The sequence below is a fragment of the Streptomyces sp. NPDC057854 genome, assembly GCF_042797055.1.
Classification (GTDB): Bacteria; Actinomycetota; Actinomycetes; order Streptomycetales; family Streptomycetaceae; genus Streptomyces.
This window is the reverse complement of sequence record NZ_JBHVMF010000026.1, coordinates 80,999-105,507: the sequence shown is the minus strand read 5'-3', so window position 1 is coordinate 105,507 and position 24,509 is coordinate 80,999. Positions and strand designations below refer to the sequence as shown.

General features: G+C 74.6%; 29 protein-coding genes and 1 tRNA gene. 16 read left to right on the top strand and 14 right to left on the bottom strand.

All coding sequences use genetic code 11. The features are described from left to right. The first annotated feature begins 62 nt into the window (after positions 1 to 62). The 3 genes from ACFVQZ_RS30645 (at position 63) to ACFVQZ_RS30635 (ending at position 1,844) form a co-directional block, all read left to right on the top strand. On the top strand, positions 63 to 698 hold the full coding sequence (locus tag ACFVQZ_RS30645; protein ID WP_030495608.1) for a class F sortase: 636 nt from the start codon (positions 63 to 65) through the stop codon (positions 696 to 698). Between the two features lie 290 nt (positions 699 to 988). Then, positions 989 to 1,076: transfer RNA gene (locus tag ACFVQZ_RS30640), tRNA-Leu, on the top strand. Positions 1,077 to 1,169: 93 nt separating this feature from the next. Then, a complete protein-coding gene (locus ACFVQZ_RS30635) occupies positions 1,170 to 1,844 on the top strand; it encodes a hypothetical protein (RefSeq protein ID WP_383627965.1) in 675 nt (224 codons plus the stop codon). Positions 1,845 to 1,850: 6 nt separating this feature from the next. Here ACFVQZ_RS30635 and ACFVQZ_RS30630 read toward each other — a convergent pair whose 3' ends face one another. Genes ACFVQZ_RS30630 through ACFVQZ_RS30620 form a run of 3 tightly spaced genes read right to left on the bottom strand, consistent with a single transcriptional unit; the run spans position 1,851 to position 3,535 of the window. Beyond that, positions 1,851 to 2,561, bottom strand: coding sequence for a class I SAM-dependent methyltransferase (locus tag ACFVQZ_RS30630; protein WP_030495610.1), 711 nt, complete (start codon positions 2,559 to 2,561; stop codon positions 1,851 to 1,853). A 33-nt stretch (positions 2,562 to 2,594) separates the two neighbouring features. Further along, positions 2,595 to 3,035: a hypothetical protein gene (locus ACFVQZ_RS30625; protein ID WP_030495611.1), complete on the bottom strand. Its 441-nt coding sequence runs from the start codon at positions 3,033 to 3,035 to the stop codon at positions 2,595 to 2,597. After that, positions 3,029 to 3,535 (bottom strand): ATP-binding protein, encoded by a 507-nt coding sequence (locus ACFVQZ_RS30620; protein WP_321192904.1) that lies wholly within the window; start codon positions 3,533 to 3,535, stop codon positions 3,029 to 3,031. The genes ACFVQZ_RS30625 and ACFVQZ_RS30620 overlap by 7 nt, the downstream gene beginning before the upstream one ends. A gap of 251 nt (positions 3,536 to 3,786) precedes the next feature. Between ACFVQZ_RS30620 and ACFVQZ_RS30615 the strand changes: the two genes are divergently transcribed. The 3 genes from ACFVQZ_RS30615 to ACFVQZ_RS30605 all read left to right on the top strand — a co-directional run bounded on the left by ACFVQZ_RS30615 (position 3,787) and on the right by ACFVQZ_RS30605 (position 5,794). Further along, on the top strand, positions 3,787 to 4,662 hold the full coding sequence (locus tag ACFVQZ_RS30615; protein ID WP_030495613.1) for a helix-turn-helix transcriptional regulator: 876 nt from the start codon (positions 3,787 to 3,789) through the stop codon (positions 4,660 to 4,662). After that, positions 4,663 to 4,899: a DUF397 domain-containing protein gene (locus ACFVQZ_RS30610; protein ID WP_030495614.1), complete on the top strand. Its 237-nt coding sequence runs from the start codon at positions 4,663 to 4,665 to the stop codon at positions 4,897 to 4,899. A 76-nt stretch (positions 4,900 to 4,975) separates the two neighbouring features. Further along, positions 4,976 to 5,794 (top strand): SAM-dependent methyltransferase, encoded by an 819-nt coding sequence (locus tag ACFVQZ_RS30605; RefSeq protein WP_030495615.1) that lies wholly within the window; start codon positions 4,976 to 4,978, stop codon positions 5,792 to 5,794. 58 nt (positions 5,795 to 5,852) lie between these two features. Here ACFVQZ_RS30605 and ACFVQZ_RS30600 read toward each other — a convergent pair whose 3' ends face one another. Further along, complete coding sequence (locus ACFVQZ_RS30600) at positions 5,853 to 7,196, bottom strand: 6-phospho-beta-glucosidase (protein ID WP_383627961.1); 1,344 nt, start codon at positions 7,194 to 7,196, stop codon at positions 5,853 to 5,855. Between the two features lie 104 nt (positions 7,197 to 7,300). On the opposite strand from ACFVQZ_RS30600, the gene ACFVQZ_RS30595 reads away from it, so the two are divergent. Then, positions 7,301 to 7,744 (top strand): YchJ family protein, encoded by a 444-nt coding sequence (locus ACFVQZ_RS30595; protein WP_383627959.1) that lies wholly within the window; start codon positions 7,301 to 7,303, stop codon positions 7,742 to 7,744. A gap of 37 nt (positions 7,745 to 7,781) precedes the next feature. Here the strand turns inward: ACFVQZ_RS30595 and ACFVQZ_RS30590 are convergent, their stop codons facing one another. The 3 genes from ACFVQZ_RS30590 to ACFVQZ_RS30580 all read right to left on the bottom strand — a co-directional run bounded on the left by ACFVQZ_RS30590 (position 7,782) and on the right by ACFVQZ_RS30580 (position 11,645). Further along, the gene (locus tag ACFVQZ_RS30590; protein WP_383627958.1) at positions 7,782 to 9,884 is read right to left on the bottom strand and encodes an MDR family MFS transporter; all 2,103 of its coding nucleotides are present in this window, start codon (positions 9,882 to 9,884) and stop codon (positions 7,782 to 7,784) included. Between the two features lie 63 nt (positions 9,885 to 9,947). Then, complete coding sequence (locus ACFVQZ_RS30585; RefSeq protein ID WP_383628000.1) at positions 9,948 to 10,196, bottom strand: hypothetical protein; 249 nt, start codon at positions 10,194 to 10,196, stop codon at positions 9,948 to 9,950. 390 nt (positions 10,197 to 10,586) lie between these two features. Then, positions 10,587 to 11,645, bottom strand: a complete 1,059-nt coding sequence (locus tag ACFVQZ_RS30580) for an ATP-dependent DNA ligase (RefSeq protein WP_030495620.1) — start codon at positions 11,643 to 11,645, stop codon at positions 10,587 to 10,589. A 52-nt stretch (positions 11,646 to 11,697) separates the two neighbouring features. Here ACFVQZ_RS30580 and ligD point away from each other — a divergent pair, with 52 nt between their 5' ends. Continuing rightward, a complete protein-coding gene (gene ligD / locus ACFVQZ_RS30575; RefSeq protein WP_383627957.1) occupies positions 11,698 to 12,750 on the top strand; it encodes a non-homologous end-joining DNA ligase in 1,053 nt (350 codons plus the stop codon). 45 nt (positions 12,751 to 12,795) lie between these two features. Continuing rightward, the gene (locus ACFVQZ_RS30570) at positions 12,796 to 13,068 is read left to right on the top strand and encodes a WhiB family transcriptional regulator (RefSeq protein WP_051787973.1); all 273 of its coding nucleotides are present in this window, start codon (positions 12,796 to 12,798) and stop codon (positions 13,066 to 13,068) included. Positions 13,069 to 13,096: 28 nt separating this feature from the next. On the opposite strand, the gene ACFVQZ_RS30565 is transcribed toward ACFVQZ_RS30570, so the two are convergent. The 3 genes from ACFVQZ_RS30565 to ACFVQZ_RS30555 form a co-directional block, all read right to left on the bottom strand. Beyond that, a complete protein-coding gene (locus tag ACFVQZ_RS30565) occupies positions 13,097 to 14,071 on the bottom strand; it encodes an acyl-ACP desaturase (RefSeq protein ID WP_030495623.1) in 975 nt (324 codons plus the stop codon). A 206-nt stretch (positions 14,072 to 14,277) separates the two neighbouring features. After that, entirely contained in the window at positions 14,278 to 14,547 is a 270-nt protein-coding gene (locus ACFVQZ_RS30560; RefSeq protein ID WP_383627954.1) for a hypothetical protein, read from the bottom strand. Between the two features lie 13 nt (positions 14,548 to 14,560). After that, positions 14,561 to 15,406, bottom strand: coding sequence for a helix-turn-helix domain-containing protein (locus tag ACFVQZ_RS30555; protein ID WP_383627952.1), 846 nt, complete (start codon positions 15,404 to 15,406; stop codon positions 14,561 to 14,563). 189 nt (positions 15,407 to 15,595) lie between these two features. Here ACFVQZ_RS30555 and ACFVQZ_RS30550 point away from each other — a divergent pair, with 189 nt between their 5' ends. After that, positions 15,596 to 16,072 carry a hypothetical protein gene (locus tag ACFVQZ_RS30550; protein ID WP_321192911.1) on the top strand — a complete coding sequence of 159 codons (477 nt, stop codon included), beginning with the start codon at positions 15,596 to 15,598 and terminating at the stop codon, positions 16,070 to 16,072. On the opposite strand, the gene ACFVQZ_RS30545 is transcribed toward ACFVQZ_RS30550, so the two are convergent. The 3 genes from ACFVQZ_RS30545 to ACFVQZ_RS30535 all read right to left on the bottom strand — a co-directional run bounded on the left by ACFVQZ_RS30545 (position 16,058) and on the right by ACFVQZ_RS30535 (position 19,070). Then, complete coding sequence (locus ACFVQZ_RS30545) at positions 16,058 to 17,704, bottom strand: ABC-F family ATP-binding cassette domain-containing protein (RefSeq protein WP_383627950.1); 1,647 nt, start codon at positions 17,702 to 17,704, stop codon at positions 16,058 to 16,060. The two genes, ACFVQZ_RS30550 and ACFVQZ_RS30545, sit on opposite strands and share 15 nt — an antisense overlap. A 329-nt stretch (positions 17,705 to 18,033) precedes the next feature. Beyond that, positions 18,034 to 18,450 carry an SsgA family sporulation/cell division regulator gene (locus tag ACFVQZ_RS30540; RefSeq protein WP_030495628.1) on the bottom strand — a complete coding sequence of 139 codons (417 nt, stop codon included), beginning with the start codon at positions 18,448 to 18,450 and terminating at the stop codon, positions 18,034 to 18,036. A gap of 140 nt (positions 18,451 to 18,590) precedes the next feature. Next, positions 18,591 to 19,070, bottom strand: coding sequence for a (4Fe-4S)-binding protein (locus ACFVQZ_RS30535; RefSeq protein WP_383627947.1), 480 nt, complete (start codon positions 19,068 to 19,070; stop codon positions 18,591 to 18,593). A 158-nt stretch (positions 19,071 to 19,228) separates the two neighbouring features. On the opposite strand from ACFVQZ_RS30535, the gene ACFVQZ_RS30530 reads away from it, so the two are divergent. Further along, on the top strand, positions 19,229 to 20,311 hold the full coding sequence (locus ACFVQZ_RS30530; protein WP_383627945.1) for a WD40/YVTN/BNR-like repeat-containing protein: 1,083 nt from the start codon (positions 19,229 to 19,231) through the stop codon (positions 20,309 to 20,311). A gap of 21 nt (positions 20,312 to 20,332) precedes the next feature. Here the strand turns inward: ACFVQZ_RS30530 and ACFVQZ_RS30525 are convergent, their stop codons facing one another. Next, entirely contained in the window at positions 20,333 to 20,632 is a 300-nt protein-coding gene (locus tag ACFVQZ_RS30525; protein WP_030495631.1) for a YciI family protein, read from the bottom strand. A gap of 254 nt (positions 20,633 to 20,886) precedes the next feature. Between ACFVQZ_RS30525 and uppS the strand changes: the two genes are divergently transcribed. From uppS to ACFVQZ_RS30500, 5 genes are read left to right on the top strand one after another with little or no spacing between them, the layout of a single operon-like run. Continuing rightward, a complete protein-coding gene (gene uppS / locus ACFVQZ_RS30520; RefSeq protein WP_383627998.1) occupies positions 20,887 to 21,633 on the top strand; it encodes a polyprenyl diphosphate synthase in 747 nt (248 codons plus the stop codon). Beyond that, positions 21,630 to 23,093, top strand: coding sequence for an oxygenase MpaB family protein (locus tag ACFVQZ_RS30515; RefSeq protein WP_383627943.1), 1,464 nt, complete (start codon positions 21,630 to 21,632; stop codon positions 23,091 to 23,093). The genes uppS and ACFVQZ_RS30515 overlap by 4 nt, the downstream gene beginning before the upstream one ends. 26 nt (positions 23,094 to 23,119) lie before the next feature. Then, on the top strand, positions 23,120 to 23,872 hold the full coding sequence (locus tag ACFVQZ_RS30510) for an endonuclease V (RefSeq protein WP_383627941.1): 753 nt from the start codon (positions 23,120 to 23,122) through the stop codon (positions 23,870 to 23,872). Between the two features lie 49 nt (positions 23,873 to 23,921). Further along, entirely contained in the window at positions 23,922 to 24,059 is a 138-nt protein-coding gene (mmpA, locus tag ACFVQZ_RS30505; RefSeq protein ID WP_321192914.1) for a morphogenic membrane protein MmpA, read from the top strand. Beyond that, complete coding sequence (locus ACFVQZ_RS30500; RefSeq protein WP_030495635.1) at positions 24,056 to 24,442, top strand: VOC family protein; 387 nt, start codon at positions 24,056 to 24,058, stop codon at positions 24,440 to 24,442. The genes mmpA and ACFVQZ_RS30500 overlap by 4 nt, the downstream gene beginning before the upstream one ends. Positions 24,443 to 24,509 lie beyond the last annotated feature (67 nt).

Genomic DNA, 24,509 nt, shown 5'->3' with positions numbered 1-24,509 from the left:
TGTGACGAGGTCCGGGGCGGAGGGGCGACCAGCACCGCACCCCAGCCGAGGAGGCCGAGCCCGTGGAGAGCGCGTACGGCCGCCGCGGCGCCTGGGGCGTCGTCGCGGTCCTCCTCCTCGCCGGTGTCCACCTCGTCCGCGGCGGTACGGAACAGCTCACCGCCGCCGGCCCGCCCCGGCCCCTCGTGGCGGACGCCCCGGCGGCCCCCGCGCCGCCCCCGCCCCCGGCCCGCCCGGGCCTCCCGGCCGCCGCCCCGCTCGCCGTCACGATCCCCGCGCTCGGCGTGGACGCCCCGCTCACCGGCGTCGGCCTGGACGCCGACGGCTGGATCGAGGCCCCGCCGCCCGAGCACCCCGGCCGGGCCGGCTGGTACACCGGCGCCGTCACCCCCGGCGAACCCGGCACCGCCGTCGTCGTCGGCCACGTCGACACCCCCACAGGCCCGGCCGTCTTCCACGCCCTGGGCTCCCTCACCCGCGGCCGGACGGTCGAGATCCGCCGGGCCGACGGCCGGACCGCCGTCTTCACCGTCCACGGCGTCGAACTGGTCCCGAAGGATGGCTTCCCCGCCGACCGCGTCTACGCCTCCACCGGCACCCCCGAACTCCGCGTGATCACCTGCGGCGGTCCCTACACCCGCGCCGCCGGCTACACCGGCAACGTCGTCGTCTCCGCCCGCCTCACCGCCGTCCGCTGACCTGACGTATTCCGGTCAGGGACTGGCCTGGACCAACGCCCCGGGGAGAAGGTGGGACCCGGAGCGGGCGTCGGGGGGCGCCAGGCTCCAGGCCGCCGAGGCGGCATCCCCGGGGATGGGCGGTCCCCGTGCGCCCGGGTCGCGGCCCGGGGTCCACCCGGCGCACGGGACCGCCCCCTCCCACCCACCCCACGACTGACCACGGAAAACGCCGGTGAAAGCGCCCGCGAACCCCTGGTAGAGTTATCCATGTCGCCGCGGGGAACACCCCGCGAGCCGACAGACACCTTGTCCGGGTGGCGGAATGGCAGACGCGCTAGCTTGAGGTGCTAGTGCCCTTTATCGGGCGTGGGGGTTCAAGTCCCCCCTCGGACACCACACGAAGCGCCGGTCGACTCCACGTCGACCGGCGCTTTCGGCATGCCGTGCCTACGCTGGGAGGATCCCTCTCGGGGAGCGGGGAGGCGTGCCATGCGCGACGCGAACGGGTCCGGCTCCGGCACACCCCCGTCCGGGCCGCCGCCCGGACCCCTCAGCGGATCCACCGCCCGGCCGCCGCGCCGCCGCGGGTGGCTGCCCGCCCTGATCGGGGTGCTCGTCCTCGCCGTCGGCGTCGCCGGCCTGCTCGCCGGCACCGGCGCGTTCCGGGGCGGCGACGGCGGGGAGACCCCCGCGCCGCCCGCCCCCTCGTCGGCGGCCGGGACCACCACCGCCTCCGGCACCCCGCCGCCGGGTACGAGCCCGGCCGCCGGACTGCTGCCCTTCGGCCGGACCCACCGCTTCCCCGACGGGGTCGAGGTGACGGTCTCCGCCCCCGAGCGGTTCACCCCGGCGGACACCTCGGCCGGGCACAAGGACGGGAACATCGCGGTGAAGGTCGAGGTGACCGTCCGCAACGGCTCCGGGGAACGGCTCGACCTCGTCACGGTGGTGGTGCGGGGCCGGGACGGCGACGGGCGCGAGGCGGTCCGCGTGTTCGACGCCGGGCAGAACGTCATGGCGCTCTCCGGCGGCCTGCTCCCCGGGCGGAAGGCCGTCGCCGACCACGGCTTCGACCTGCCGCCCCCCGCGGCCGACCCGTTCGAGGTCGAGGTGAACGTCGGCTTCGACGGCGACTCCGCCTTCTGGGGCGGCGCGGTGCCGTGACCGCGCTCAGTCCTTCCGCGCCACCACCAGCCGGCAGTGGGGGCTGCCGTCCGGGCGGTGGCCGAAGGGGGCGAGGGGCTGGTGGGTGACGGTGAAGCCGGACTCCTCCAGGCGGGCGCGGACGTCCGGGAGGCGGAAGGTGCGGTAGTACATGACGAAGCGGGGGCGCCAGACGGCGTTGCGGACGCGCATCGCGGCGTCGAAGGCCCACAGGGTCCAGTAGGCGCGGGAGCCGACCGGCGGCGGGGCCGGGAGGGGGAAGGCGAAGGTGCCGCCGGGGCGGAGGGAGGCGTGCACCTGGGCGAAGAGGGTGCGCTGGGCGTCGGGGAGGAAGTGGCCGAAGGCGCCGAAGCTGACCGCCAGGTCGAAGGCGGGGGCGAAGGGCAGGGCCAGGGCGTCGGCGCGGACCAGGGTCGCCGCGGGGTGCCGGCGCCGGGCCTCGGCCAGCATGTTCGTACTGAAGTCGACTCCGGCGACGCGGCCCGCGCAGACCGAGCGGAGCACGCGGAGCCCGGCACCGGTGCCGCAGCACACGTCCAGGCCCGACGTGAACGGGCCCAGCTCCGCCAGGGCGTCGGCCACCGCCGTGAGGACGCGGTCCGGGGTGCGGAAGGGCGTGGCGTCGAAGGCGGGCGCCAGGAGGTCGTAGCCGTGCTCGACCGAGGAGAGCGCCTGCCGGGTCAGTTCGCGGAGGGTCGGGCCCTGCGGGGTGAACATGGGGCCGACTCTACGCAGCCGGGGCCCGGAGCGTCACAGGGCGCTGCGCACCTGCGGGGCCGGCCAGGCCGGGGCGATGCCGGTGAGCTGGCAGACCAGCAGGTAGAGCGGGATCGGCGGGCTGTAGGGCGAGGTGCCGTCCGGGTGGTGGATCAGGCGGGGGCCGCGGTCGGGGATCTCGGCGCCGGGCGCGTAACAGGAGGGCATCGGCCAGACCAGGTCGAGGTCGGAGCCGGCCGGGACGAGCCACCACCACCAGTCGGTGTCGGCGTACACGCAGCCCTTGGCGGGCAGCCGGGAGAGGATCTTGAAGCCGAAGCGGGCGGGGACGCCGACGGCGTCGCACCCGAGGCCGGTGGTGAGCCCGGTGGGGACGGCGAGGCGGGTGGCGGCGACGGCGGGGCCGTGACCGGGGCCCTGCTCGGGGGAGCGGCGGGCGCGGGGGGCGAGGAGGGTCGCCATCGACTTCAGCATGGCTCCCCCAGGGCGAGCGGAAGCTCCGCCCAGACGATCTGGGCCGTGCCGTGGCCGGTGCGCTCGGCGCCCCAGGCCGCGCACAGCGCGTCGACGATGAGCAGGCCCCGGCCGCGTTCGTCCGCGCCGCAGTCGCGTATCCGGGGGCCGGCCGGACCGCCCTCGTCCCGTACGGCGACGCGGAGGGCTTCGGCGCCCTCGCGGACCTCGCAGACGATCCGGCTGCTGGCGGTGTGCAGCACCGCGTTGGTGACCAGTTCCGAGACGACCAGGGCGGCCGTGTCGCGTATCTCGGCTCCGCAGCCCCAGAGGGCCAGCCGTTCCTCGGTGAGGTGGCGGGCGCGGCTCACGGACTCGGTGCGGGCGGGCAGCTCGAAGGCCATGCGGCGGAGGGGGGCGCGGTGGAGCGGGTCCCGGTGGTGCGGCTCGCGGTACCGGGTGTCGTGGGAGGCGGGATCGTGGCGGGTCTGCGGGCGCTGGGCCATGACTCGGGGGCTCATGAGACCTGAGGGCTGCGCGTTACCAGAGGCCACGACCGGTTCCTCACAACAGTGGGCAGGGCTGCCGTACGTCGCTGTCGCCGGGGCCCGGGGGAGGCGCACCGGCGGCAGCCTGTACTGGTTCACCGGAACACTGTCCTCCTGACTCGGACACTTGGCAAGTGGCACTCTGAAAATTGCAGAGTGCCGTGTTCTCTCTGGCGCGGTCTCGTGGCACACTCATCGAAACAGCGCGTCGGGGAGGTCTGAGAGTGAGCGAGCCGCGGTCCGCCCCCACGGTGGGGCAGGTCGTCCTCGGCCGGCGTCTGCAGGATCTGCGCGAGCGCGCGGGCCTCAAGCGCGAGGAGGCCGCCAAGGTCCTCCACGTCGCCCCGGCCACGATCCGCCGCATGGAGACCGCCGAGGTCGCGCTGAAGATCCCGTACGTCCAGCTGCTGCTGAAGGCGTACGGGGTCGTCGACGCCGAGGCGGAGGCGTTCGTCGCCCTCGCCGAGGAGGCCAACCTGCCCGGCTGGTGGCAGCGGTTCCACGACGTGCTGCCCGGCTGGTTCTCCATGTACGTCAGCCTGGAGGGGGCCGCGAGCCTCATCCGGTCCTACGAGCCCCAGTTCGTGCCCGGTCTCTTCCAGACCGAGGCGTACGCCCGCGCCATCCTGCGCAGCGGAGCGGTCGGCGGCGGCGGTGACGCCGCGCGCGAGGAGGACATCGAGCGCCATGTGGCCCTGCGGATGGAGCGTCAGTCCCTGCTGACCCGGGAGGACGCCCCGAAGTTCTGGGTGATCATGGACGAGACGGTGTTCCGCCGGCCGGTCGGCGACGGGCCCGAGGTGATGCGCGACCAGCTCGACCGGCTGCTCGAAGCGTCCGAGCAGCCGAACGTCACCCTGCAGATCGCGGAGTTCGCGTCCGGCCACCACCCCGGCACGTACGGTCCCTTCGTCCTCTTCCGCTTCGCCATGCCCGAACTCCCGGACATGGTCTACAGCGAGTACCTGACCGGCGCCGTCTACCTCGACGCGCGCCCGGAGGTGGCGTCCCACCTGGAGGTCATGGACCGGATGGCGGCGCAGGCCGCGACTGCACAACGCACGAAGGAGATCCTCCGGGATCTCCGCAAGGAGCTGTGAATGGATCGCATATACAACGGCATGCCCGCCGCGGAGCTCGGTGCCGAGGGATGGCACAAGCCCTGGAGCGGCGGGAACGGGGGCAACTGCGTGGAGGCCATGAAGCTGGCCGACGGCAGGGTCGCCGTGCGACAGTCCGCAGACCCTGAAGGACCGGCGCTCATCTACACCCACGGCGAGATCGCCGCGTTCATCGCGGGGGCCAAATCCGGCCAGGCTGACTTCCTGCTCACCTGACCCTTCCGCACCGCCCCTACCGTCACGTAACTCTTGTAGCAGCGCCACCCGTTCGTCCCGACCAGGAGAGCCGACGATGACCCAGGACGCCGCATCCGCCCGCAGCGAGATCCGGATCGACACCAGCAAGCCGCACCCGGCGCGGATGTACGACTGGTTCCTGGGCGGCAAGGACAACTACCCCGTCGACGAGGAGATGGCCCGCCAGCTCCTCACCGTCGACGCCCGCGGCCGGGACATGGCCCGGGTCAACCGCGCCTTCATGCACCGCGCCATCCGCTGGCTCAGCGCCCACGGCGTCCGCCAGTACCTGGACATCGGCACCGGCATCCCCACCGAGCCCAACCTGCACCAGATCGCGCAGGAGGCCGCGCCGGAGTCCCGGATCGTCTACTGCGACAACGACCCGATCGTCCTCGCGCACGCCGCCGCCCTGCTGCGCTCGACCCCCGAGGGGGCCACCGAGTACATCCAGGCGGACGCCCGTGACCCCGAGATGATCCTCGAACGGGCCGGAAAGGTCCTTGACTTCGACCAGCCGATCGCGCTGTCGATGCTGGCCCTGCTGCACTTCCTGGGCGACGAGGACGGCGCCCACGACATCGTCGGCAAGCTGGTCGACCAGCTCGCCCCGGGCAGCTACCTCGTCCTCTCGCACGTCACCGGGGACTTCGACCCCGAGGGCGCGGCGAAGGCCGTCGGCATGTACAAGGCCCGCGGCCTGACCCTGCGGCCCCGCTCGCGCGACGAGCTGGCCGAGTTCTTCGCCGGCCTGGAGCTCGTTGAGCCCGGCGTGTCGCTCACCGCCGAGTGGCACCCGGAGCTCGGCGAGCCGGTGCCGGTCCAGGGCGACGACCCGATCCCGGGCTGGGCCGCCGTGGCCCGCAAGCCCTGACCCGTACCCGTACGCACGGGACAGGGGGGAGGGCCCGCCGGCCCTCCCCCCTGTCCCGTCACGCCCGCAGGTACGCCAGCCCCGGGTGCGCGGCCGTGTAGCCGTCGAGCAGCCGGCGGGCCACCGCCACCGAGTCCACCAGCGGGTGCAGCGCGAACGCCTTCACCGCGGTCGCCCGCGCCCCGCTCTCCGCCGCCGCCAGCACCTCCCGCTCCACCGCCTTCACCGCGGACACCAGACCCATGGCGTGGTCCGGCAGCGGGTCCACCGCCACCGGGCGGGCGCCGCCCGCGTCGACCAGGCACGGCACCTCCACCACCGCGTCCGCGTCGAGGCCCGGCAGCGTCGTCCCGTTCCGCACGTTCAGGATCAGGGTGGCCCGCTCGCCGCGCGCGATCGCCCGCATCAGCGCCAGCGCCACCTTCTCGTACCCGCCCGACTCCAGGTCCTCCTCGGCCCGGTCGCCGGCCCCGGCCGCCTCCCGGTTGTGCGCCATGTACGTCGCCTCCCGGTCGGCGAGCGTGCGGTGCCAGGCGTCCAGGGCGCGGGTCTCCGGCTTGCCGGCCGCCGCGTAGAACCCGGCCTGCTGGTCCAGGAGATAGGCGCCCCGGGTCTTCTCCGCGCCCCGGTAGGAGGCGACGGCCTCCCGGTTGAAGTAGTAGTAGTGCAGGTACTCGTTGGGGACCGCGCCCAGCGACCGCAGCCACTCGGTGCCGAAGAGCCGCCCCTCCTCGAAGGAGCCGAGCAGGGAGTCGTCCGCGAGGAGCCGGGGCAGCTCGTCCCGCCCGTCCACCCGCAGCCCGCGCAGCCACCCCAGGTGGTTGAGACCCGCGTAGTCGATCCACACCCGGCCGGGGTCGGCGCCCAGGACCCGGGCGACCCGGCGGCCGAGGCCCACCGGCGAGTCGCAGATGCCGACGACCCGGTCGCCCAGCACCCGGGACATCGCCTCCGTGACCAGGCCCGCGGGATTGGTGAAGTTGATGACCCACGCGTCCGGGGCGAGCGCCGCGATCCGGCGGGCGATCGCCGTGGCGACGGGCACGGTCCGCAGGCCGTACGCGATGCCGCCCGCGCCCACCGTCTCCTGGCCCAGCACCCCCTCGGCCAGCGCCACCCGCTCGTCGGCCGCCCGCCCCTCCAGGCCGCCGACCCGGATCGCCGAGAAGACGAAGTCCGCGCCGCGCAGGGCTTCGTCGAGGTCGGTGGTGGCCGTGACGGCCGGCGCGTCCGGCACCCCCTCGGCCTGCTCGGCCAGCACCCGCGCGATCGCCGTCAGCCGGTCCCCGTCGAGATCGTGCAGGGTGACGTGGGTGATCCGCCCTTCGGCGTGGTCGCCGAGCAGCGCGCCGTACACCAGCGGCACCCGGAACCCGCCGCCTCCGAGAATCGTCAGTCGCATGGGCCGTACGCTACTCGGACGGCCCCGCCGGACGGCCCGGACCGGCCGCGGCGTCCACGCCGGCGTCCGCATCCCGGGCAGCGGCGCCGGGGGAGAATGACCGCATGTCCCGACGCAAGACCCGCCCCCGCACTCCCGCGCCCGCCCCCGCCGTCACCGCGGGCACGCCCTGCCCCTGCGGCCTCGACGCCGCCTACGGCGCCTGCTGCGGCCGCTTCCACAGCGGTACGCAGGGTGGCGCGCCGACCGCCGAACTCCTGATGCGCTCCCGCTACAGCGCCTTCGCCGCCGGCGACGCCGCGTACCTGCTGCGCACCTGGGCCCCGGAGACCCGCCCCGCCACGCTCGACCTGGACCCCGGTATGCGCTGGACGGGCCTGGAGATCCTGGACACCACCGACGGCACCGCCTTCCACCAGGCCGGCACGGTCACCTTCCGCGCCCACTACACCCACGGCGGCACCCCCGGCACCCTCCACGAACGCAGCCGCTTCACCCGCCACGAGGGCGCCTGGGTCTACGTGGACGGCGACTTCCCGGACGACTGACCGGCCACCGCCGACGACCGACGGCCGGCGCGGGCCCTCAGCTTCCCGTCGTGACCGCCGGGCGGGTGGCGGGGCCGTGGGTGGGGAGGCCGGTGGAGAGGTCTTCCGCGACGGCCTTCTTCGCGATGGCGTCGACGGCGGCGCGGAGTTCGGGGCCGCTCGGCCGGCCGCGCTCCTGCTCCAGGCGGGCGGAGAGCCAGTCGCCCCAGGCGCGGGTGATGACCTCGGCCTCGCGGGCGCCGGCCGGCGTGTGCGACAGCAGGTTGCCGTGCCGGGTGAGGAAGCCCTCGTCGACCATGCGGTCGAAGGTGGGGAGCAGGACCTCGGGCGGCAGCCGCCGGCTCGCCGCGATGAGGCCGAGGCTGGCGTGCCCGACGGTCCGCGTGTACAGCTCCACCTGCATGACCGCCCAGGCGCCCGCGATGTCGAGACGGGTGTCGGAACCCGCCACGATCCGGCGGGCGGTGGCCATGTCCGTCCGGCGCAGCAGCCGTCCGACGGAGAGTTCGAGGAGCTTCGCGGAGTCGCCGCTGCTCGTCGGCGAGGCGAAGCCCTCGCCCATGTCGGGGGCGGCCTCCCGGACCGTGTCGCGCAGCGTGACCTGCCGGAGGAAGAGGGCGACGACGAAGCCGACGACGGCGACCGGCACGGTCCACAGGAAGACGGTGTGCAGGGTGTCGGCGTACGCCCGGACGATCGGTTCGGCGACGCCGCCGGGCAGCGCGTGCAGCCCCTGCGGGCTCTGTGCGGCCCGCGCGACGGTCTGCGGATCGATGCCGACGGGCCCGGCGAGCACGGACGCCTCGGCGACCCCGGTGGTGAGGTTCGGCTTCAGCGCGTTGGTGTAGATCGTGCCGAAGACGGCGGTGCCGAAGGAGCTGCCGAGCGTGCGGAAGAAGGTGACGCCCGAGGTGGCGGTGCCCAGGTCGGCGTAGTCGACGGTGTTCTGCACGGCGATGGTGAGCACCTGCATGCACAGGCCGATGCCGACGCCGAGCACGAACATGTACAGCGACTCCAGCCAGGCGCCGGTGTTCTGGTCCATCAGCGACAGCAGGAACAGTCCGAGGCCCATCACCGCGCAGCCGGCGATGGGGAAGATCCGGTAGTGCCCGGTCTTGCTGACCACGTTGCCGCTGTAGATCGAGGCGATGAGCAGGCCGGCGACCATCGGCAGCGTCCGGATGCCTGAGACCGTCGCCGAGTCCCCGTCCACGTACTGGAGGTAGGTCGGCAGGAAGGTCATCGCGCCGAGCATCGCGAAGCCGACGACGAAGCTCAGGACGGAGCAGACGGTGAAGACGGGGTTGCGGAACAGCCGCATGGGCAGCATCGGTTCGGACGCCCGTGACTCCACCCAGCAGAACAGGCCGAGGGCGATTAGACCGCCGGCGAAGAGTCCGATGATGACGCCGGAGCCCCACGCGTACTCGTTCCCGCCCCAGCTGGTCGCCAGGATCAGGGCGCTGGAGCCGACCGCGACCAGCGCGATGCCGAGGTAGTCGATGACCGGCCGGCTCGCGGAGCGCACGGAGGGGATCGTGCGGGCGGCGGCGATGACGACGAGGATAGCGATCGGCACGTTGACGTAGAACGCCCAGCGCCAGCTGGCGTGGTCGGTGAACAGGCCGCCGAGCAGCGGTCCGATGACCGTCGAGACGCCGAACACGGCGCCGATCGCGCCCTGGTACTTGCCGCGTTCGCGCAGCGGGATGACGTCGGCGATCAGCGCCATCGAGGTGACCATGAGACCGCCGGCGCCGATGCCCTGGAGGCCGCGCCAGACGATCAGCAGCGTCATGTTGGTGGCGAGGCCGCAGAGGAAGGAGCCGGTGATGAACACGACGGCCGAGATCTGGAAGATCACCTTGCGGCCGAACAGGTCGCCGAACTTGCCGACCAGGACCGTCGCGACGGTCTCGGCGAGCAGGTAGGAGGTGACGACCCACGACATGTGGGCCGCGCCCCCGAGGTCCGCGACGATCGTCGGCAGCGCGGTGCCCACGATCGTCTGGTCGAGCGCGGCCAGGAGCACGCCGAGCATGATCGTGCCGAACACGATGTTGCGGCGGCGGCCGTCGAGCACGGGCGGTGCGGGCGCGGCGGGGGCCGCGGGTGCGGCGTCGCTGGTCGTGGTCACCCTCGCAGCGTCACACCGCGCCGCCGCCGCTGCCCGTGGGACGCACCCGAACGGGCGAGCCCGTCAGGGGCGTACGGGCAGGGTCGGGTGGTGCTTGGCCAGGATCTTGTTGGCGCGGGCGAGCGCGGCCAGCGCGTGCTCGCGGTCGGCCCGGTCCTCCGGGCAGAGCGGGCCGCGGAAGCGGTACACCTCGCGCGCCGCGCAGTCCGCCTCGATCTCCGCCTGGAGGACGTGCGCGGGCAGGCAGGAGCCGATGAGGGCGGCCACGCGGTCGGGGATCGGGACGGGGACGAGGGGGGAGGGCGAGGCGATCACGGGTCAGTCCTAGCGGTTCGTGGGGGCGGTCGGGAAGGGCTCTCACCTCCATACGTACCGGATGGCGGGAGCGGTTCCGGTACGGCTCCGATGCCGGTGCGCGCCGGGGGCGCCCGGCCCGTCCGGAGTGCGCGGGCGCACCCGCCGCCCGGCTCGCAGGCGGGCGCGCGGCGGCGGTGGCGTTCTCGCAGGTACGGGGCCCGCCGACGGCCCGGACGGTCGGACGGCCGGCTCGCGGGGCGGGCCGGGGAGCCCGCGGGCGGGGCCGGGCGGGAGGCGCGCAAGCCCCGGGACGGCACCGTGTGTGTGAAGGAAATCACGTGGCGCCGGACCGCCGGGAACGGGACGATCGTCAGCTCGCCCGGGCGCGGCGGGGCCGGGGGCGGCTCAGCCCAGGACGTCCGACAGGTCGTACGAGACCGGTTCGTCGAGCTGGCCGTAGCCGCAGGACTCCGGGGTGCGGTCGGGGCGCCAGCGCTTGAACTGCGCGGTGTGCCGGAAGCGGTCGCCCTCCATGTGGTCGTAGCCGACCTCGCAGACCCGTTCCGGCCGCAGCGCCACCCACGACAGGTCCTTCTTCCCGGACCAGCGGCTGGGCGCGCCGGGCAGCCGGGCGCCCTCGTGGGCGGCCTCCTCGGCCCAGGCGGCCCACGGGTGCCCGTCCGGCGGGTCCATCCGCAGCGGCTCCAGCTCCTCGACCAGTTCGGCGCGGCGCCTGGCGGTGAAGGCGGCGCAGACGCCGACGTGCTGGAGGGCGCCCCGGTCGTCGTACAGGCCGAGGAGGAGCGAGCCGACGACGGGGCCGGTCTTGTGGAAGCGGTATCCGGCCACGACGACGTCGGCGGTCCGCTCGTGCTTGATCTTGTACATCAGCCGGGCGTCGGGCCGGTAGGGCAGGTCGAGCGGCTTGGCGATCACCCCGTCGAGACCGGCGCCCTCGTACTGCTCGAACCAGCGTGCGGCCAGTTCGGCGTCCCGGGTGGCGGGGGCGAGGTGGAGCGGGGCGGTGGTGCCGTCGAGCACCCGCTCCAGGGCCGCGCGGCGCTCGGCGAGCGGGGTGTCGAGGAGGGCGTCGTCGCCGAGGGCCAGCAGGTCGAAGGCGACGAAGCGGGCCGGGGTGGTCTCGGCGAGCATCCGCACCCGGGAGTCCGCCGGGTGGATCCGTTCGCTCAGCCGGTCGAAGTCGAGCCGTCCGCCGTGCTCGATGACGATCTCGCCGTCCACCACGCACCGCTCCGGCAGCCGCTCCCGCAGCGCCTCGACGAGCTCGGGGAAGTACCGGGTGAGGGGTTTGCCGGTGCGGCTTCCGATGACCAGCTCGGGGCCGTCGCGGTGGACGATCGCCCGGAAGCCGTCCCACTTGGCCTCGTACTGCATCCCGGGCGGGATGGTCTTCACGGACTTGGCGAGCATCGGCTTCACGGGCGGCATCACCGGCAGATCCATGGGTTGATTGTCCGGTATGCGGCAATGGTCGGCGAGCTCTAGGGTGGCGCCCATGGCAGGCAAGACGGCAGCGGTGGAAGTGGAGGCCGGCGGGCGCACCGTCCGCGTCTCCAACCCGGACAAGATCTACTTCCCGGAGCCCGGCTACACCAAGCTCGACCTCGTCCGCTACTACCTCGCCGTCGGCGAGGGCGTGACGCGCGCGCTGCGGGACCGGCCCACGACCCTGGAGCGCTACCCCGACGGGGTGACGGGGGAGTCCTTCTTCCAGAAGCGGGCGCCCAAGTACCTCCCCGACTGGATCCCGACCGCCCACATCACCTTCCCCAGCGGCCGGTCCGCCGACGAGCTGTGCCCCACCGAGCCGGCCGCCGTGCTGTGGGCCGCCAACCTCGGCGCCGTCACCTTCCACCCCTGGCCGGTCCGGCGCGGCGACACCGACCACCCGGACGAGCTGCGCCTCGACCTCGACCCGCAGCCCGGCACCGGCTACGCCGACGCCGTCCGCGCCGCCCACGAGCTGCGCGCGGTCCTCGGCGAGTACGGGCTGCGCGGCTGGCCCAAGACCTCCGGCGGGCGCGGCCTGCACGTCTTCGTCCCGATCCGCCCCGACTGGACCTTCGTCCAGGTCCGGCGGGCGGCCATCGCCGCCGGACGGGAGCTGGAGCGGCGGATGCCGGACCGGGTCACCATGAAGTGGTGGAAGGAGGAGCGCGGCGAGCGGATCTTCGTCGACTACAACCAGACGGCCCGCGACCGCACGATCGCCTCCGCCTACTCGGTGCGGCCCAGGCCGCACGCCCCGGTCTCCGCCCCGCTGCGCTGGGACGAGATCGACGACGCGGTGCCGGAGGACTTCGACATCCGCACGATGCCCGCCCGGTACGCCGAGCTGGGCGACGTGCACGCGGACATGGACGACGAGCGCTTCGACCTGGAGCCGCTGCTCGAACTGGCCCGGCGCGACGAGGCCGACCACGACCTCGGGGACCTGCCCTATCCGCCCGAGTACCCGAAGATGCCCGGCGAGCCGAAACGGGTCCAGCCGAGCCGGGCGCGCAAGCCGGCGGAGAACGGTCCGGGCGCGCCCGACGAGCCGCATTGATCGGACGTTGACGGTGTGTTTAGCGCCCGGCGCCAGAGTGGAGCCATGCAGACCGACACCGACGTCCTGACCTTCCCGGCCTCCCGCCCCGCCGCCGACCTCGCCTGGCGCGAGGACGCGCTGTGCGCCCAGGCCGGGCCCGAGTTCTTCTTCCCGGCCCCCGGTTCCTCGACCCGCGAGGCCAAGCAGCTCTGCGGCGCCTGCGAGGGGCGCGTCGCCTGCCTGGAGTACGCGCTCGCGCACGACGAGCGGTTCGGGGTGTGGGGCGGGCTCTCCGAGAAGGAGCGGCTCAGGCTCCGGCGCACGCGCCGCTCCTGAACCGCTCCGAGGGGGTGGGCGCCGGGGCTCAGCCCGCGGCGCGCGCGGCCATCCGGGCCTTGCGGGCGGCGAGCTTGGCGTCGAACTTCGACGCCTCCGCGTCGAGCCCGTTCATGAACAGGCCCAGCTCCTCCTGGGCGCGCAGCCCGTCGGGGCCGAGGCCGGTGATGTCCAGCACCTTGAGGTGGCGGAGGACCGGCTCCAGCACGTCGTCGTGGTGGATGCGCATGTTGTAGATCTCGCCGATCGCCATCTGCGCGGCGGCCCGCTCGAAGCCGGGGATGCCGTGGCCGGGCATCCGGAAGTTGACGACCACGTCGCGGACGGCCTGCATGGCGAGGTCCGGGGCGATCTCCAGCGCGGCCTTCAGCAGGTTGCGGTAGAAGACCATGTGCAGGTTCTCGTCGAGCGCGATGCGGGCGAGCATCCGGTCGCAGACGGGGTCGCCGGACTGGTGGCCGGTGTTGCGGTGCGAGATGCGGGTGGCGAGCTCCTGGAAGGCCACGTACGCCACGGAGTGCAGCATCGAGTGGCGGTTGTCCGACTCGAAGCCCTCGCTCATGTGCGACATCCGGAACTGCTCCAGCTTGTCCGGGTCGACGGCGCGGGAGGCGAGCAGGTAGTCGCGCATCACGATGCCGTGCCGGCCCTCCTCCGCGGTCCAGCGGTGCACCCAGGTGCCCCAGGCGCCGTCGCGGCCGAAGAGGCTGGCGATCTCATGGTGGTAGCTCGGCAGGTTGTCCTCGGTGAGGAGGTTGACCACGAGCGCGGTCTTCCCTATCTCCGTGACCTTGGACTGGGACGGGTCCCACGCCTCGCCGTCCTCGAAGAAGCCCGGGAAGTTCCGCCCGTCCGACCACGGCACGTACTCGTGCGGCATCCAGTCCTTGACGACCTTGAGGTGCCGGTTGAGCTCCGTCTCCACCACCTCTTCCAGCGCGTACAGCAAGCGGGCGTCGGTCCACCCTGCCGAGCTGCCGAGGTGGGGAGAGGTGAGCGTCACGGGGACTCCTGGGGACGGAGAGGGGGAGCGGAAAACTACCTACGGCTTCGTAGGTTACGTATCCGTAGGTTAAGGCCCCGTAAGGCGCCGTCCAAGCCCCGTCCGCGCGTTGTCCGGTTACGTTCTGTTATGTACGCAGCTCGGGGCGAGGAAAAGAGACGCAGGTCACGTCGGGGCCTGTCACCCGTGAACAACTGAACGGCTACTCAGAGCAGATGGTCCGCCGCTCCGGACTTGACGGCGGAGATCAGCGCGCGCAGCGCCTCGACCGAGTCGCTGACGTACTCACCGGGGGTGAGGGTCGAGCCGATGTAGGCCCGGCCGGCGTCGTCGAGGCCGAACCGGAAGCAGTTCGCCCCCTCGCTGCAGAAGGCGTCGCCCCAGACGATCGCGCCGGCGGGGACGGCGGGATGGGCGGCGGGGGCGGCCGGGCGGGCGGCGGGGACGGTCTGCGGGACGTTCATGGTGTCGGGCATGGTGCGGGGTCCTTCACAGGTCCTGGGCTATCGAGCGGACGAACGCGCGGGAGTCGGCGGTGGACAGGGCGAGTCCGCGCAGCCGTTCCAGCAGGCCCCGGTACCGGCGCAGTGTCATGTCGGCGTCGAGGAGGAGCGAGCCGTGCGAGGAGTCGAGCTGCACGGTGTCGAGCTGGGGCACGGGCGCGGACACATAGGTGAACGACTGTCCCGCCCCCGGGAAACCCCCGGCGGCGAACGGGATGACCCGCACGGTGACGGTGGCCCGCTCCGACTGCTCCAGGATGTGCTCCAGCTGCGCCCGGGCGACCTTCGGGCCGCCGAACTGCATGCGCAGCGCCGCCTCGTGGATCACCGCCTCGTACGGCACCGACCGGTCCAGGGTCTCCTGGCGGCGCAGCCGCAGGGCGAGCCGGGCCTCCAGGTCGGGGCCCGGCAGCGGCGGCACGGCGGTGTCGAAGACCGCCCGGGCGTGCTCCTCGGTCTGCAGCAGCCCGGGGATGTGGGTGGTCACGGCGGTGGCCAGCTCGGCGGCGTGGTACTCCAGTTCGGCGATGTCGAGGAGGGCGGGCGGCAGGAGTCCGCGGTGCTCCTCCCACCAGCCGCGGTCGCGCTCCTGGGCCATGGCGGCGAGCAGATCCACCAGGGCCGTGTCCGGGCAGCCGTAGTTGAAGGCGAGGGTCCGCACCCGTTCGGGGCTGATGCCGAAGCGGCCGGACTCCACGTTGGGGATCCGGGTCCGGTCGACGCCCAGGAGGGCCGCCGCCTGCTGGGCCGACATCCCCGACTGTTCGCGCAGCTTGCGCAGTTCGGCGCCGAGCCGCTGCTGGCGGGCGGTGGGGCTGCTCCTGGGTGGCACGTGCTCTCCCTCGTCCGCGGGGCGGCCCCCTGCCACCCCGTCCGTGCCGCCGGTCACACGCTGTCCGGAACCGGCGCCACTACCTGCAAGTAGTAGCACTGTGCTCCGCTTCTGCGCTACGGTCGGTAGCGCAAGTCTCACACGGGGCGACCGACGACCGTGTGCAGAGCACCCCCATGTACAGGAAAAGTGAGCAATCCGATGAAGGGCGCCCTGCGTTGCCTTCCGGCCGCCGTCCCGGCGGCCGGGCCCATACCCCCCGCCGCGGAGAACCTCAGCTACTCGCTGCTGCTCCCCGGCGGCGCCTACTGCGCGGGCCTCGCCCGCGAGGCCGTCCGCGGCCTCCTCACCCGCCACGGACTCGCCGGACTGCGCGAGACCGCCGCCCTCGCCGCCTCCGAACTCGTCGCCGCCGCCTACCGGTTCACCCCCGACCGGGAGATGGCGCTGCGCGTCCGCTGGCAGTACGACGCGCTGCGGATCGTGGTGTACGACCAGCACCCGTCCCACCACGCGCCCGACGCCGCCGAGGCGTGCCGCGACCGCCGCAGCCGCAGCATGTGGCTGCTGGCCGCGGCGGTCGGGGAACACGGCGGCGACTGGGGACTCACCCCCGCCCTCACCCCCGAGGGCGGGACCAAGTCCTGGGCGTTACTGCACCTCTGACGGGGACATCGCCCGCAGCTCCTCCGCCGACGACGGCCGCAGCCGGCCGTCGAGGAGCACCCGGCGCGTGAGCCCCAGCGACTCCAGGAACGGCAGGTCGTGACTGGCCACGACCAGCGCCCCCTCGTACGCGCGCAGCGCCTCCGTCAGCTGCCGCACCGACGCCAGGTCCAGGTTGTTCGTCGGCTCGTCCAGCAGCAGCAGCTGCGGGGCCGGCTCCGCGAGCAGCAGCGCCGCCAGCGTCGCCCGGAACCGCTCCCCGCCCGACAGCGCGCCCACCGGCCGCTCCGCCCGCGCGCCCCGGAACAGGAACCGCGCGAGCCGGGCCCTGATCGCGTTCGCCGACGCCCCGGGCGCGAACCGCGCCACGTTCTCCACGACGCTCAGCCCGTCGTCGAGCACGTCAAGACGCTGCGGCAGGAACCGGAGCGGCACCAGCGTCTCCACCTCGCCCGCCACCGGAGCCAGCTCGCCGGCCACCGTCCGCAGCAGCGTCGTCTTGCCGGCCCCGTTCCGGCCCACCAGCCCGACCCGCTCCGGCCCCCGCAGCTCGAACCCGCCGTCGACCCGCGCCCCGTACCGCAGCTCCAGGTCCCGGATCCGCAGCACCTCGCGCCCCGGCGGCACCGACGTGCCCGGCAGCTCGACCCGGATCCCGTCCTCGTCGCGCACCGCCTCCACCGCCAGGTCCAGCCGCTCCCGCGCCTGCGCCAGCCGCTCCTCGTGCAGCGCCCGGTGCTTGCCCGCCGAGACCTGCGCCGCACCCCGCCGGGTGTGCGCCACCACCTTCGGCAGCACCTTGTTCTCGAAGCTCTTCTGCGCGTACCGCCTCCGGCGCGCCAGCCTCATGCCGGCGTCGGCCAGTTCCCGCCGCTGCCGCCGCACGTCCGCCTCGGCGACCCGCACCATCCGCTCCGCCGCCTCCTGTTCGGCCGCCAGCGCCTCCTCGTACGCCGACCAGGGGCCGCCGTACCAGCTGAGGCCGCCGTCGTGGAGGTCGGCGATCCGGTCGACCCGCTCCAGCAGCTCCCGGTCGTGGCTGACCACCACCAGCACCCCGGGCCAGCTCTCCACCGTCTCGTACAGACGCGAACGGGCGTACAGATCCAGGTTGTTGGTCGGCTCGTCGAGCAGCAGCACGTCCGGCCGGGCCAGCAGCAGCGCCGCGAGCCGCAGCAGCACGGACTCGCCGCCGGACACCTCGCCGACCGTGCGGTCCAGGCCGATCGCGCCGAGACCGAGCCGGTCGAGCACGGCGAGCGCCCGCTCCTCCACGTCCCAGTCGTCGCCGATCACGGCGAAGTGCTCCTCGGCCGCGTCGCCCGCCTCGACGGCGCGCAGCGCGGCACGCTTCCGGCCGACGCCGAGGATCTCGTCGACCCGCCGGCCGGTGTCCAGGACCAGGTTCTGCGGGAGGTGGCCGATCCTCCCGGCCGCCCGTACGGTCCCGGCGGTGGGGGCGAGTTCGCCGGCGAGGAGCCGGAGCAGGGTGGACTTCCCCGAGCCGTTCGACCCGACCAGGCCGGTGCGGCCGGGGCCGACCGTCACCCGGAGGTCGTCGAAGACCTCGGTGCCGTCGGGCCAGCTGAAGGAGAGCGAGGGGGCGGAGAGGAAGACAGGACGATGTGACACGAGGGCCTCCGGTGCCGCGAGCACGGTGTGAGCGTGGGCGTGGTGCGACGCGTGAGACACCGGGGCGCGGGCGGCATGCGGAACGGCTGCTCGTCCACCGAGGTCGAGAACGGCACGCACGGCACGGGGCACGCGCGCGGCACGGTGTCTCGGGACCTCAGATGAACAACGTTCCTTCTCCGATCGGGAGGCGATACGACCTCACCGACGGTAGGACCGGGCGAGCGGAGGCGCAAAGGGTTTTCGGCCGGGAGCCCAGGGCCGCCCGGGGCCGTTCGGGGGCAGTGCCGCCCGAGCCCCGCCGGGCCGCCCGCGCCGACCCGAGCCGCTCAGGGCCGCTCGCCGAGGAGTTCGGCCAGGTTCCGGTCCCAGTCCAGGTACTGGTGCTCCCGCCCGGCGGGCACCAGGTGCTGCGAGCGCTCCAGGAAGAGGCGCAGCTCCGAGGTCCGCACATGGACCATCGCCACCCCCTCCGGCGCGTGGAACTCCACCACCGTGCGGTCGTAGCCGTACGGGCGGAGCCGGACGTCCCCGTCGCCGGCGGGCCGCTCCACCCCCTGGGCCAGCAGCTCCCGGGCGAAGGCCCACGAGACCTCGACGCCCTCCAGGGTGGCCGGCGGCGGGAACGCCATGCTGACCGCGTACGGGTCCTCGCGGTCGTACCGCAGGGTGGCGGGGACGGTCTCCATCCGGGGAGCGGAAGCGACCAGACGGGCCTGGACGGGCTGCTCGATCACGGCCGACACGGCGGACTCCTCTCGCGGGGGTGCGATCCTGTGCGTCTCCCCGACACCAGGCCACCTGACACCCCTGAAGACGAGCGGAACAAGCGGAACGTGCACCGCACCCCCACGTGAGGTGCGTCACCGCCGCGCCGCGCGCGTCGTCAGCGCTCCCCGGCCGCGCCGCCGGCGGCATCCCCGCAGAGCCCCGCGCGGTCGCAGTACGGCTGGTTCGCCGAGGCCCCGCAGCCGCACAGCACCGCCCGGGTCTCGTGCCGCACCCCCTGCGCGCCGGAGACCAGCAGGTCGCCCCGTACCAGCAGCCGGCCCGACGGGTCGCGGCGCACGCGGGTCGGCGCGTCCGGCACCTCCTCCGCGCCGCCCGCCGCCGGGTGGTACTGGAGCGCCCCCGACGGGCAGCGCCGGATCACCTCGGCGACCCGCTCCGGCGCGGCGGCGTCCGGCAGCACCCACGGGCGGCGCGCCAGGTCGAAGACCTCGGGCAGGCCGCGGACGCACTCGGCCGCGTGCAGGCAGCGGCGCGGCTCGAACGTGACGGTGATGCCCTCGCCGTCGTACTCCTTCAGCCGCGGTGGGCCTTCGTCCGGCGACTCCGCCCCGGCGTCCGTCGTTCCCTCGGTCATGCGCCCAGCCTAGGAACGCCCGGAGCGCCCCGCACTCCGGCGCCGCCGGTCCGGTCCGGTTCGGTCCGGTGGCGACGCCCTCTGGACGGGCCGGGCCGCCGCCGCTAGCTTCCGGCGCCATGACACCTGTGCGAAAGATGCGAACGACGCGACGCACGATGACGGCGGGACTGGTGGGGACGGCGCTGGCGCTGGCCCTCGCCGCCCCCGCGCGGGCCGGGGAGACCCCCGCGGCCCCCGCCTCCGCCGCCCCGGCCGCCGACGCGGGCTGGCGGCTCACCCCCACCGGCACCGACGCCCGCTTCCGGGGCCTGGCCGCGGTCGACCGCCGCACCGCCTGGGCCGCCGGATCCCGGGGCACCGTCCTGCGCACCACCGACGCCGGCCGCACCTGGCGCGACGTCTCCCCGCCGGGCGCCGAGGGCCTGGAACTCCGCGACGTCGAGGCGTTCGACGCCCGCCGGGCCGTCGTCCTCGCCATCGGCGAGGGCGAGGCGTCCCGGCTGCTGCGCACCGAGGACGGCGGCGCCACCTGGACCGAGACCTTCCGCAACACCGACCCGCGCGCCTTCTACGACTGCGTGACCTTCCTCGACCCCCGTCACGGCCTGGCGCTGAGCGATCCCGTCGACGGCCGGTTCCGCGTCCTCGCCACCGACGACGGCGGCCGCAGCTGGGAGGTCCGGCAGGACACCGTGATGCCCGCCGCCCTCCCCGGCGAGGCCGGCTTCGCCGCGAGCGGCCAGTGCCTGGTCACGGCCGCGGCCGGAGGACCGGACGTCTGGTTCGCCACCGGCGGCGCCGCCACCGCCCGCGTCTTCCGCTCGGCCGACCGGGGCCGCACCTGGACCGTCACCGACAGCCCGGTCCCGGCCGGCGACCCGGCCCGGGGCGTCTTCGCGCTCGCCTTCCGCGACCGCCACCACGGCCTCGCCGTCGGCGGCGACTACCGGGCCGGGCAGCCGTCGCCGCGGGCCGCCGCCGTCACCGCCGACGGCGGGCGCGGCTGGACCCCGGCCGTCACACCGCCGCCCGCCTACCGCTCCGGCGCCGCCTGGCTCCCGCACACCCGGTCGTCAGCCCTCGCCGTCGGCCCCACCGGCACCGACCTCACCCGCGACGGCGGACGCACCTGGCGGACCGTGGACACCGGCTCGTACGACACCGTGGACTGCGCGCCGGACGGCGGCTGCTGGGCCTCCGGCGAGAAGGGCCGGATCGCCGCGCTCGCCCGGCGGTGAGGCGTCCGCGCGGCGCCCGGGTCAGGCCGGCGGCTGCTCGCGGTAGCCGGCCAGGCCCTCGACGGTCTTCGACGCGTAGAACTCGGTGATCCGGTACGCGCACACGCCCTCGGCGCTGAAGGGGTCGGCCGCCGCGATCCGCTCGATCGCGGCCCGGTCGACCCCGGCCGCCAGGATCACCCCGCCGTCCCGCGGGTTCTTCCGCCCCGACGCGAGGAACACGCCCGCCGCGTACTGCTCGTCCAGCCAGGCGCGGTGCGCGTCCATGAGGGCGTCCGCCCGTTCGACGGGCGCGGTGTAGGTCAACTCGAGTACGAACATGCGTGCAAGGCTACCGCCGGCCCCGTCGCCGGCGATCAGCCGTCCGAGGCCGCCGCGCCCCGCCGACACCATGATCCGGACACCTGTGCCAGGGGTGATGGAGGCCCTTCCGGGCAGGTCGCGGGGGTCGCGCGCTGCCACACTGCGGACAGGCGCGTGCCGGAGGGGGCGCGGGGGAGCCGGAACGGAACGGGCGGGGCGGGGTGGGTGTGACGGACCGCGTCACGGAGGGCGTACGCGCCTCCGGGGTCGGTGTGCGGCAGCGGACGGCGGACGGCGGGGTACGGGCGGTGCCACGGCACGTGGCCTGCGTCATGGACGGCAACGGCCGCTGGGCGCAAGCGCGTTCCCTGCCGCGCACGGACGGGCACCGGGCCGCCGAGACCACCGTCATCGACGTCATCGAGGCGGCACGCACCGCCGGCGTCGGCTGGCTCAGCCTCTACGCCTTCTCCACCGAGAACTGGTCCCGGCCGAGCGGCGAGGTCGACTACCTCATGCGGCTCGTCCGCCGCGTCGTCCGCAAGCACGCGCCGCTGCTTCTCGCCCGCGGCATCCGCTGCCGCTTCCTCGGCGTCACCGACCCGCGCATCCCGGCCGAACTGGCCCGGGACTTCGCCGACCTGACGACACTGACCGCCGGCAACACCGGCATGACGCTCACCGTCGCCTTCGACCACGGCGGACGCCGGGACATCGTCGCCGCGGCCCGGTCGCTGATCCGCGCCGGGACCCCCGCCGAGGAGGTCACCGAGGAGCTGTTCGCCGCCCACCTGCCCTGCCCGGACACCCCGGACGTCGACCTCGTCATCCGCACCTCCGGCGAGCAGCGCATCTCCAACTTCATGCTCTGGCAGGTGGCTTACGCGGAGTGGGTCTTCCCCCAGGTGCTCTGGCCCGACTTCCGGGCCCCCGACTTCCTCGACTGCCTGCACGCCTACCGGCGCCGCGACCGCCGCTTCGGCGGCGTCGTGCCCCGGCCGAACGGAGAACCACGATGACCACCACCGGCACCACCACCGAAAGCCCCGGCGGGGCACCGCTGTTCGGGCCCGGCTCCCGCTTCGACGACTTCTTCGACGACCCGCGGTGGGCCCTCGCCATGATCCGCGCCACCGTGCTGGAGGCCGCCCACCCGCAGATCGGCGCCGCCCTCATCGACAACTCCACCTTCGTCGCCCACCCGTGGCGCCGGCTGCGGAACACCTTCCTCAGCATGCGGCGGATGTTCGGCGCCGACCCCGAGGCCCGGGAGCGGGAGGCCGCCCGGCTCAACCGGCTGCACGCCCGCATGAGCGGCAGCGACACCCGCGGACGCCCGTACGACGCCATGGACCCGGAGACCCGCGCCTGGGTGGTGGCGACCCTCTTCGAGAGCGCCGTCACCATGTGCCGCATGAGCGGCCGTCCGCTCCACCCCGAGGCGATGGAGCAGATGTACGCCGAGTACCGCGCCTTCCTCGCCGCCCTCGACGGTGACGCCCGCCACCTGCCCGCCGAACTCCGGGACTTCTGGCCGTACTTCGACCGGGTCGTCGAGGAGCAGCTGGAGAACACCGAGGCGGCCCGGGTCATCCTCTACCGCCTCTTCGACCAGCTGCCCGCGCCCGCGCTGCTCGACGGCATGCCGACGCTGTGGGCGGCGGGCCGGGCCGTCGTCGGACCCGTCATGGGCGCCCTCACGATCGCCTCGCTCCCCGAGCCCTTCCGCCGCCGCGCCGGCCTCCCGGAGATGCCCGGCGTGCAGACCCTGATGCAGGGCGCGTACGTCGCCGCGGGGCTGGCCCGCCACCTCCCCGGGGACCTCTTCCGCGCCGAGGCGATCATCGACCTGCTCTCCCTGGCGCCCGGCAGCGACGACCCCCGCGCCCGCACCGTCGAGGCCCTGCGCGCCCGGATGCAGCGCGCGGCGGCCCTGCTCCGCCTGATCACCCCGCTGGTGCCGGACCCGGACCCGGCCCCGGCGGCGGCCCGGGAGGACCGGACGCGCGGCGCCGAGGAGTTCTTCCGCCAGGTCCTCGACCAGACCGGCGACGGCCACCTCGACTGGCCCGACCTCGCCGCCATGGCCCGCGAGCTCTCCACCCGCCTCGACCTGGACGAGCCCGAGGAGACCCGGCTCTACGACGCCTTCGCGGCCTGGTGGCGCGAACTCCAGGCCGCCCTCGACACGGACGGCGACGGACGGGTCAGCGCCGCCGAGTACGCCGCCGCCGTCCCCTCCCTCGCCGGGCCCGCGCTCATCCGCGTCGCCGAGGTCCTCTTCGACGCCACCGACACGGACGGCGACGGCACCCTCGACGCGGACGAGTACCGGGCCCTCTTCCGCACCGCCTTCCACCGCGACCTCGCCACCGAGGACGGCCGCTGCACCCGCGGCGCCTTCGTCGGCGACTTCCTCTCCTTCATGTCCGCCCGCCGCTCCGGCAGCCCCTACGACCCCCTCCTCACCGACGCCTGACCGGCCGCCGCCGTAGGGTGGCGCGCATGGGGATCATCGGGGTTCCGGCGGACTGGCCCGCCGACGAGGAGACGGCACGGGACGTCCAGCGCGCGCTGCGGGAGCGGCTCGTGCTGGACGAGGACGGCCCGGCGCCCGGCGACGGCCACGTCACCGGGCTCGACGTGGCCTACGACGACGAGCGCGACCTCGTCGCCGCCGCCGCGGTGGTGCTGGACGCCCGGACCCTGGAGGTCGTCGAGGAGGCGACCGCCGTCGGCCGGGTCTCCTTCCCGTACGTCCCCGGGCTCCTCGCCTTCCGCGAGATCCCCACCGTGCTCGCCGCCCTCGGCAGGCTCGGCGCCGACCCGGGCCTCCTCGTCTGCGACGGCTACGGCCTCGCCCACCCGCGCCGCTTCGGGCTCGCCGCCCACCTCGGCGTCCTCACCGGCCGGCCCGCGATCGGCGTCGCCAAGAACCCGTTCGCCTTCACCCACGAGCGCCCCGGCCCGGAGCGCGGCGACTCCGCGCCGCTGCTCGCCGACGGCGAGGAGGTCGGGCGGGCGCTGCGCACCCGGCCCGGGGTCAAGCCCGTCTTCGTCTCCGTCGGCCACCGGATCTCCCTCGGCAACGCCTGCGCCCACACCCTCGCCCTCACCCCGCGCTACCGGCTCCCCGAGACCACCCGGCACGCCGACTCGCTCTGCCGGCGCGCCCTCGCTGCGGCGACGGCCGGACACCACCCGGACACCGGCACCGCCCGGGTACCCGGCACCGCCCCGGTACCCGGAACCGTCTGAGTATCCGTACGGATGCCCGTTGTCAGACCCCCACGGCACAGTGGGCGCCATGACAACCCCCGTCACGCATCCCCGCCGTCGTGCCTCCGGCCGCGCGCTGCCCGTCGTCCTCGCCGTCGCCGCGCTCTCCGCGTTCGCCTGGACCTGCGCCATCCTGTACGTGCTCGCCGACTGGACCACCGGATGACCGGGCGGCTGCGGTGCGTCGTGCTCGACTGCCCCGACTCCCGTGAACTCGCCGGGTTCTACCGGGAGATGCTCGGCGGCGAGATCGCCGCGCCCGACCCGGGGCTCGCCGTCGGCGCCGGCTCCGCCGTGCTGCGCGACGCGCACGGACCGGTCCTCGCCTTCCAGGACGTCGCCGACCACCGGCCGCCCGTCTGGGGCGCCCCCGAGCAGCAGTTCCTGCTCGACGTGCGGGTCCCGGACCCGGCCGCCGCCCACGAGCGGGTGCTCGCCCTCGGGGCCGTACCCCTCGGCGAGGGCGGCGGGGACGGGGACGGCGCCCGGCCGCTGTGGCGGGTCTACGCGGACCCGGCCGGGCACCCGTTCCGGCTCATGGGCGACTGAGCCCGGCACCTCCCCGCCGGCCCCGCCCCGCAGCCCGTCCCGGACCGTGCCCGCACCGGATTGGACC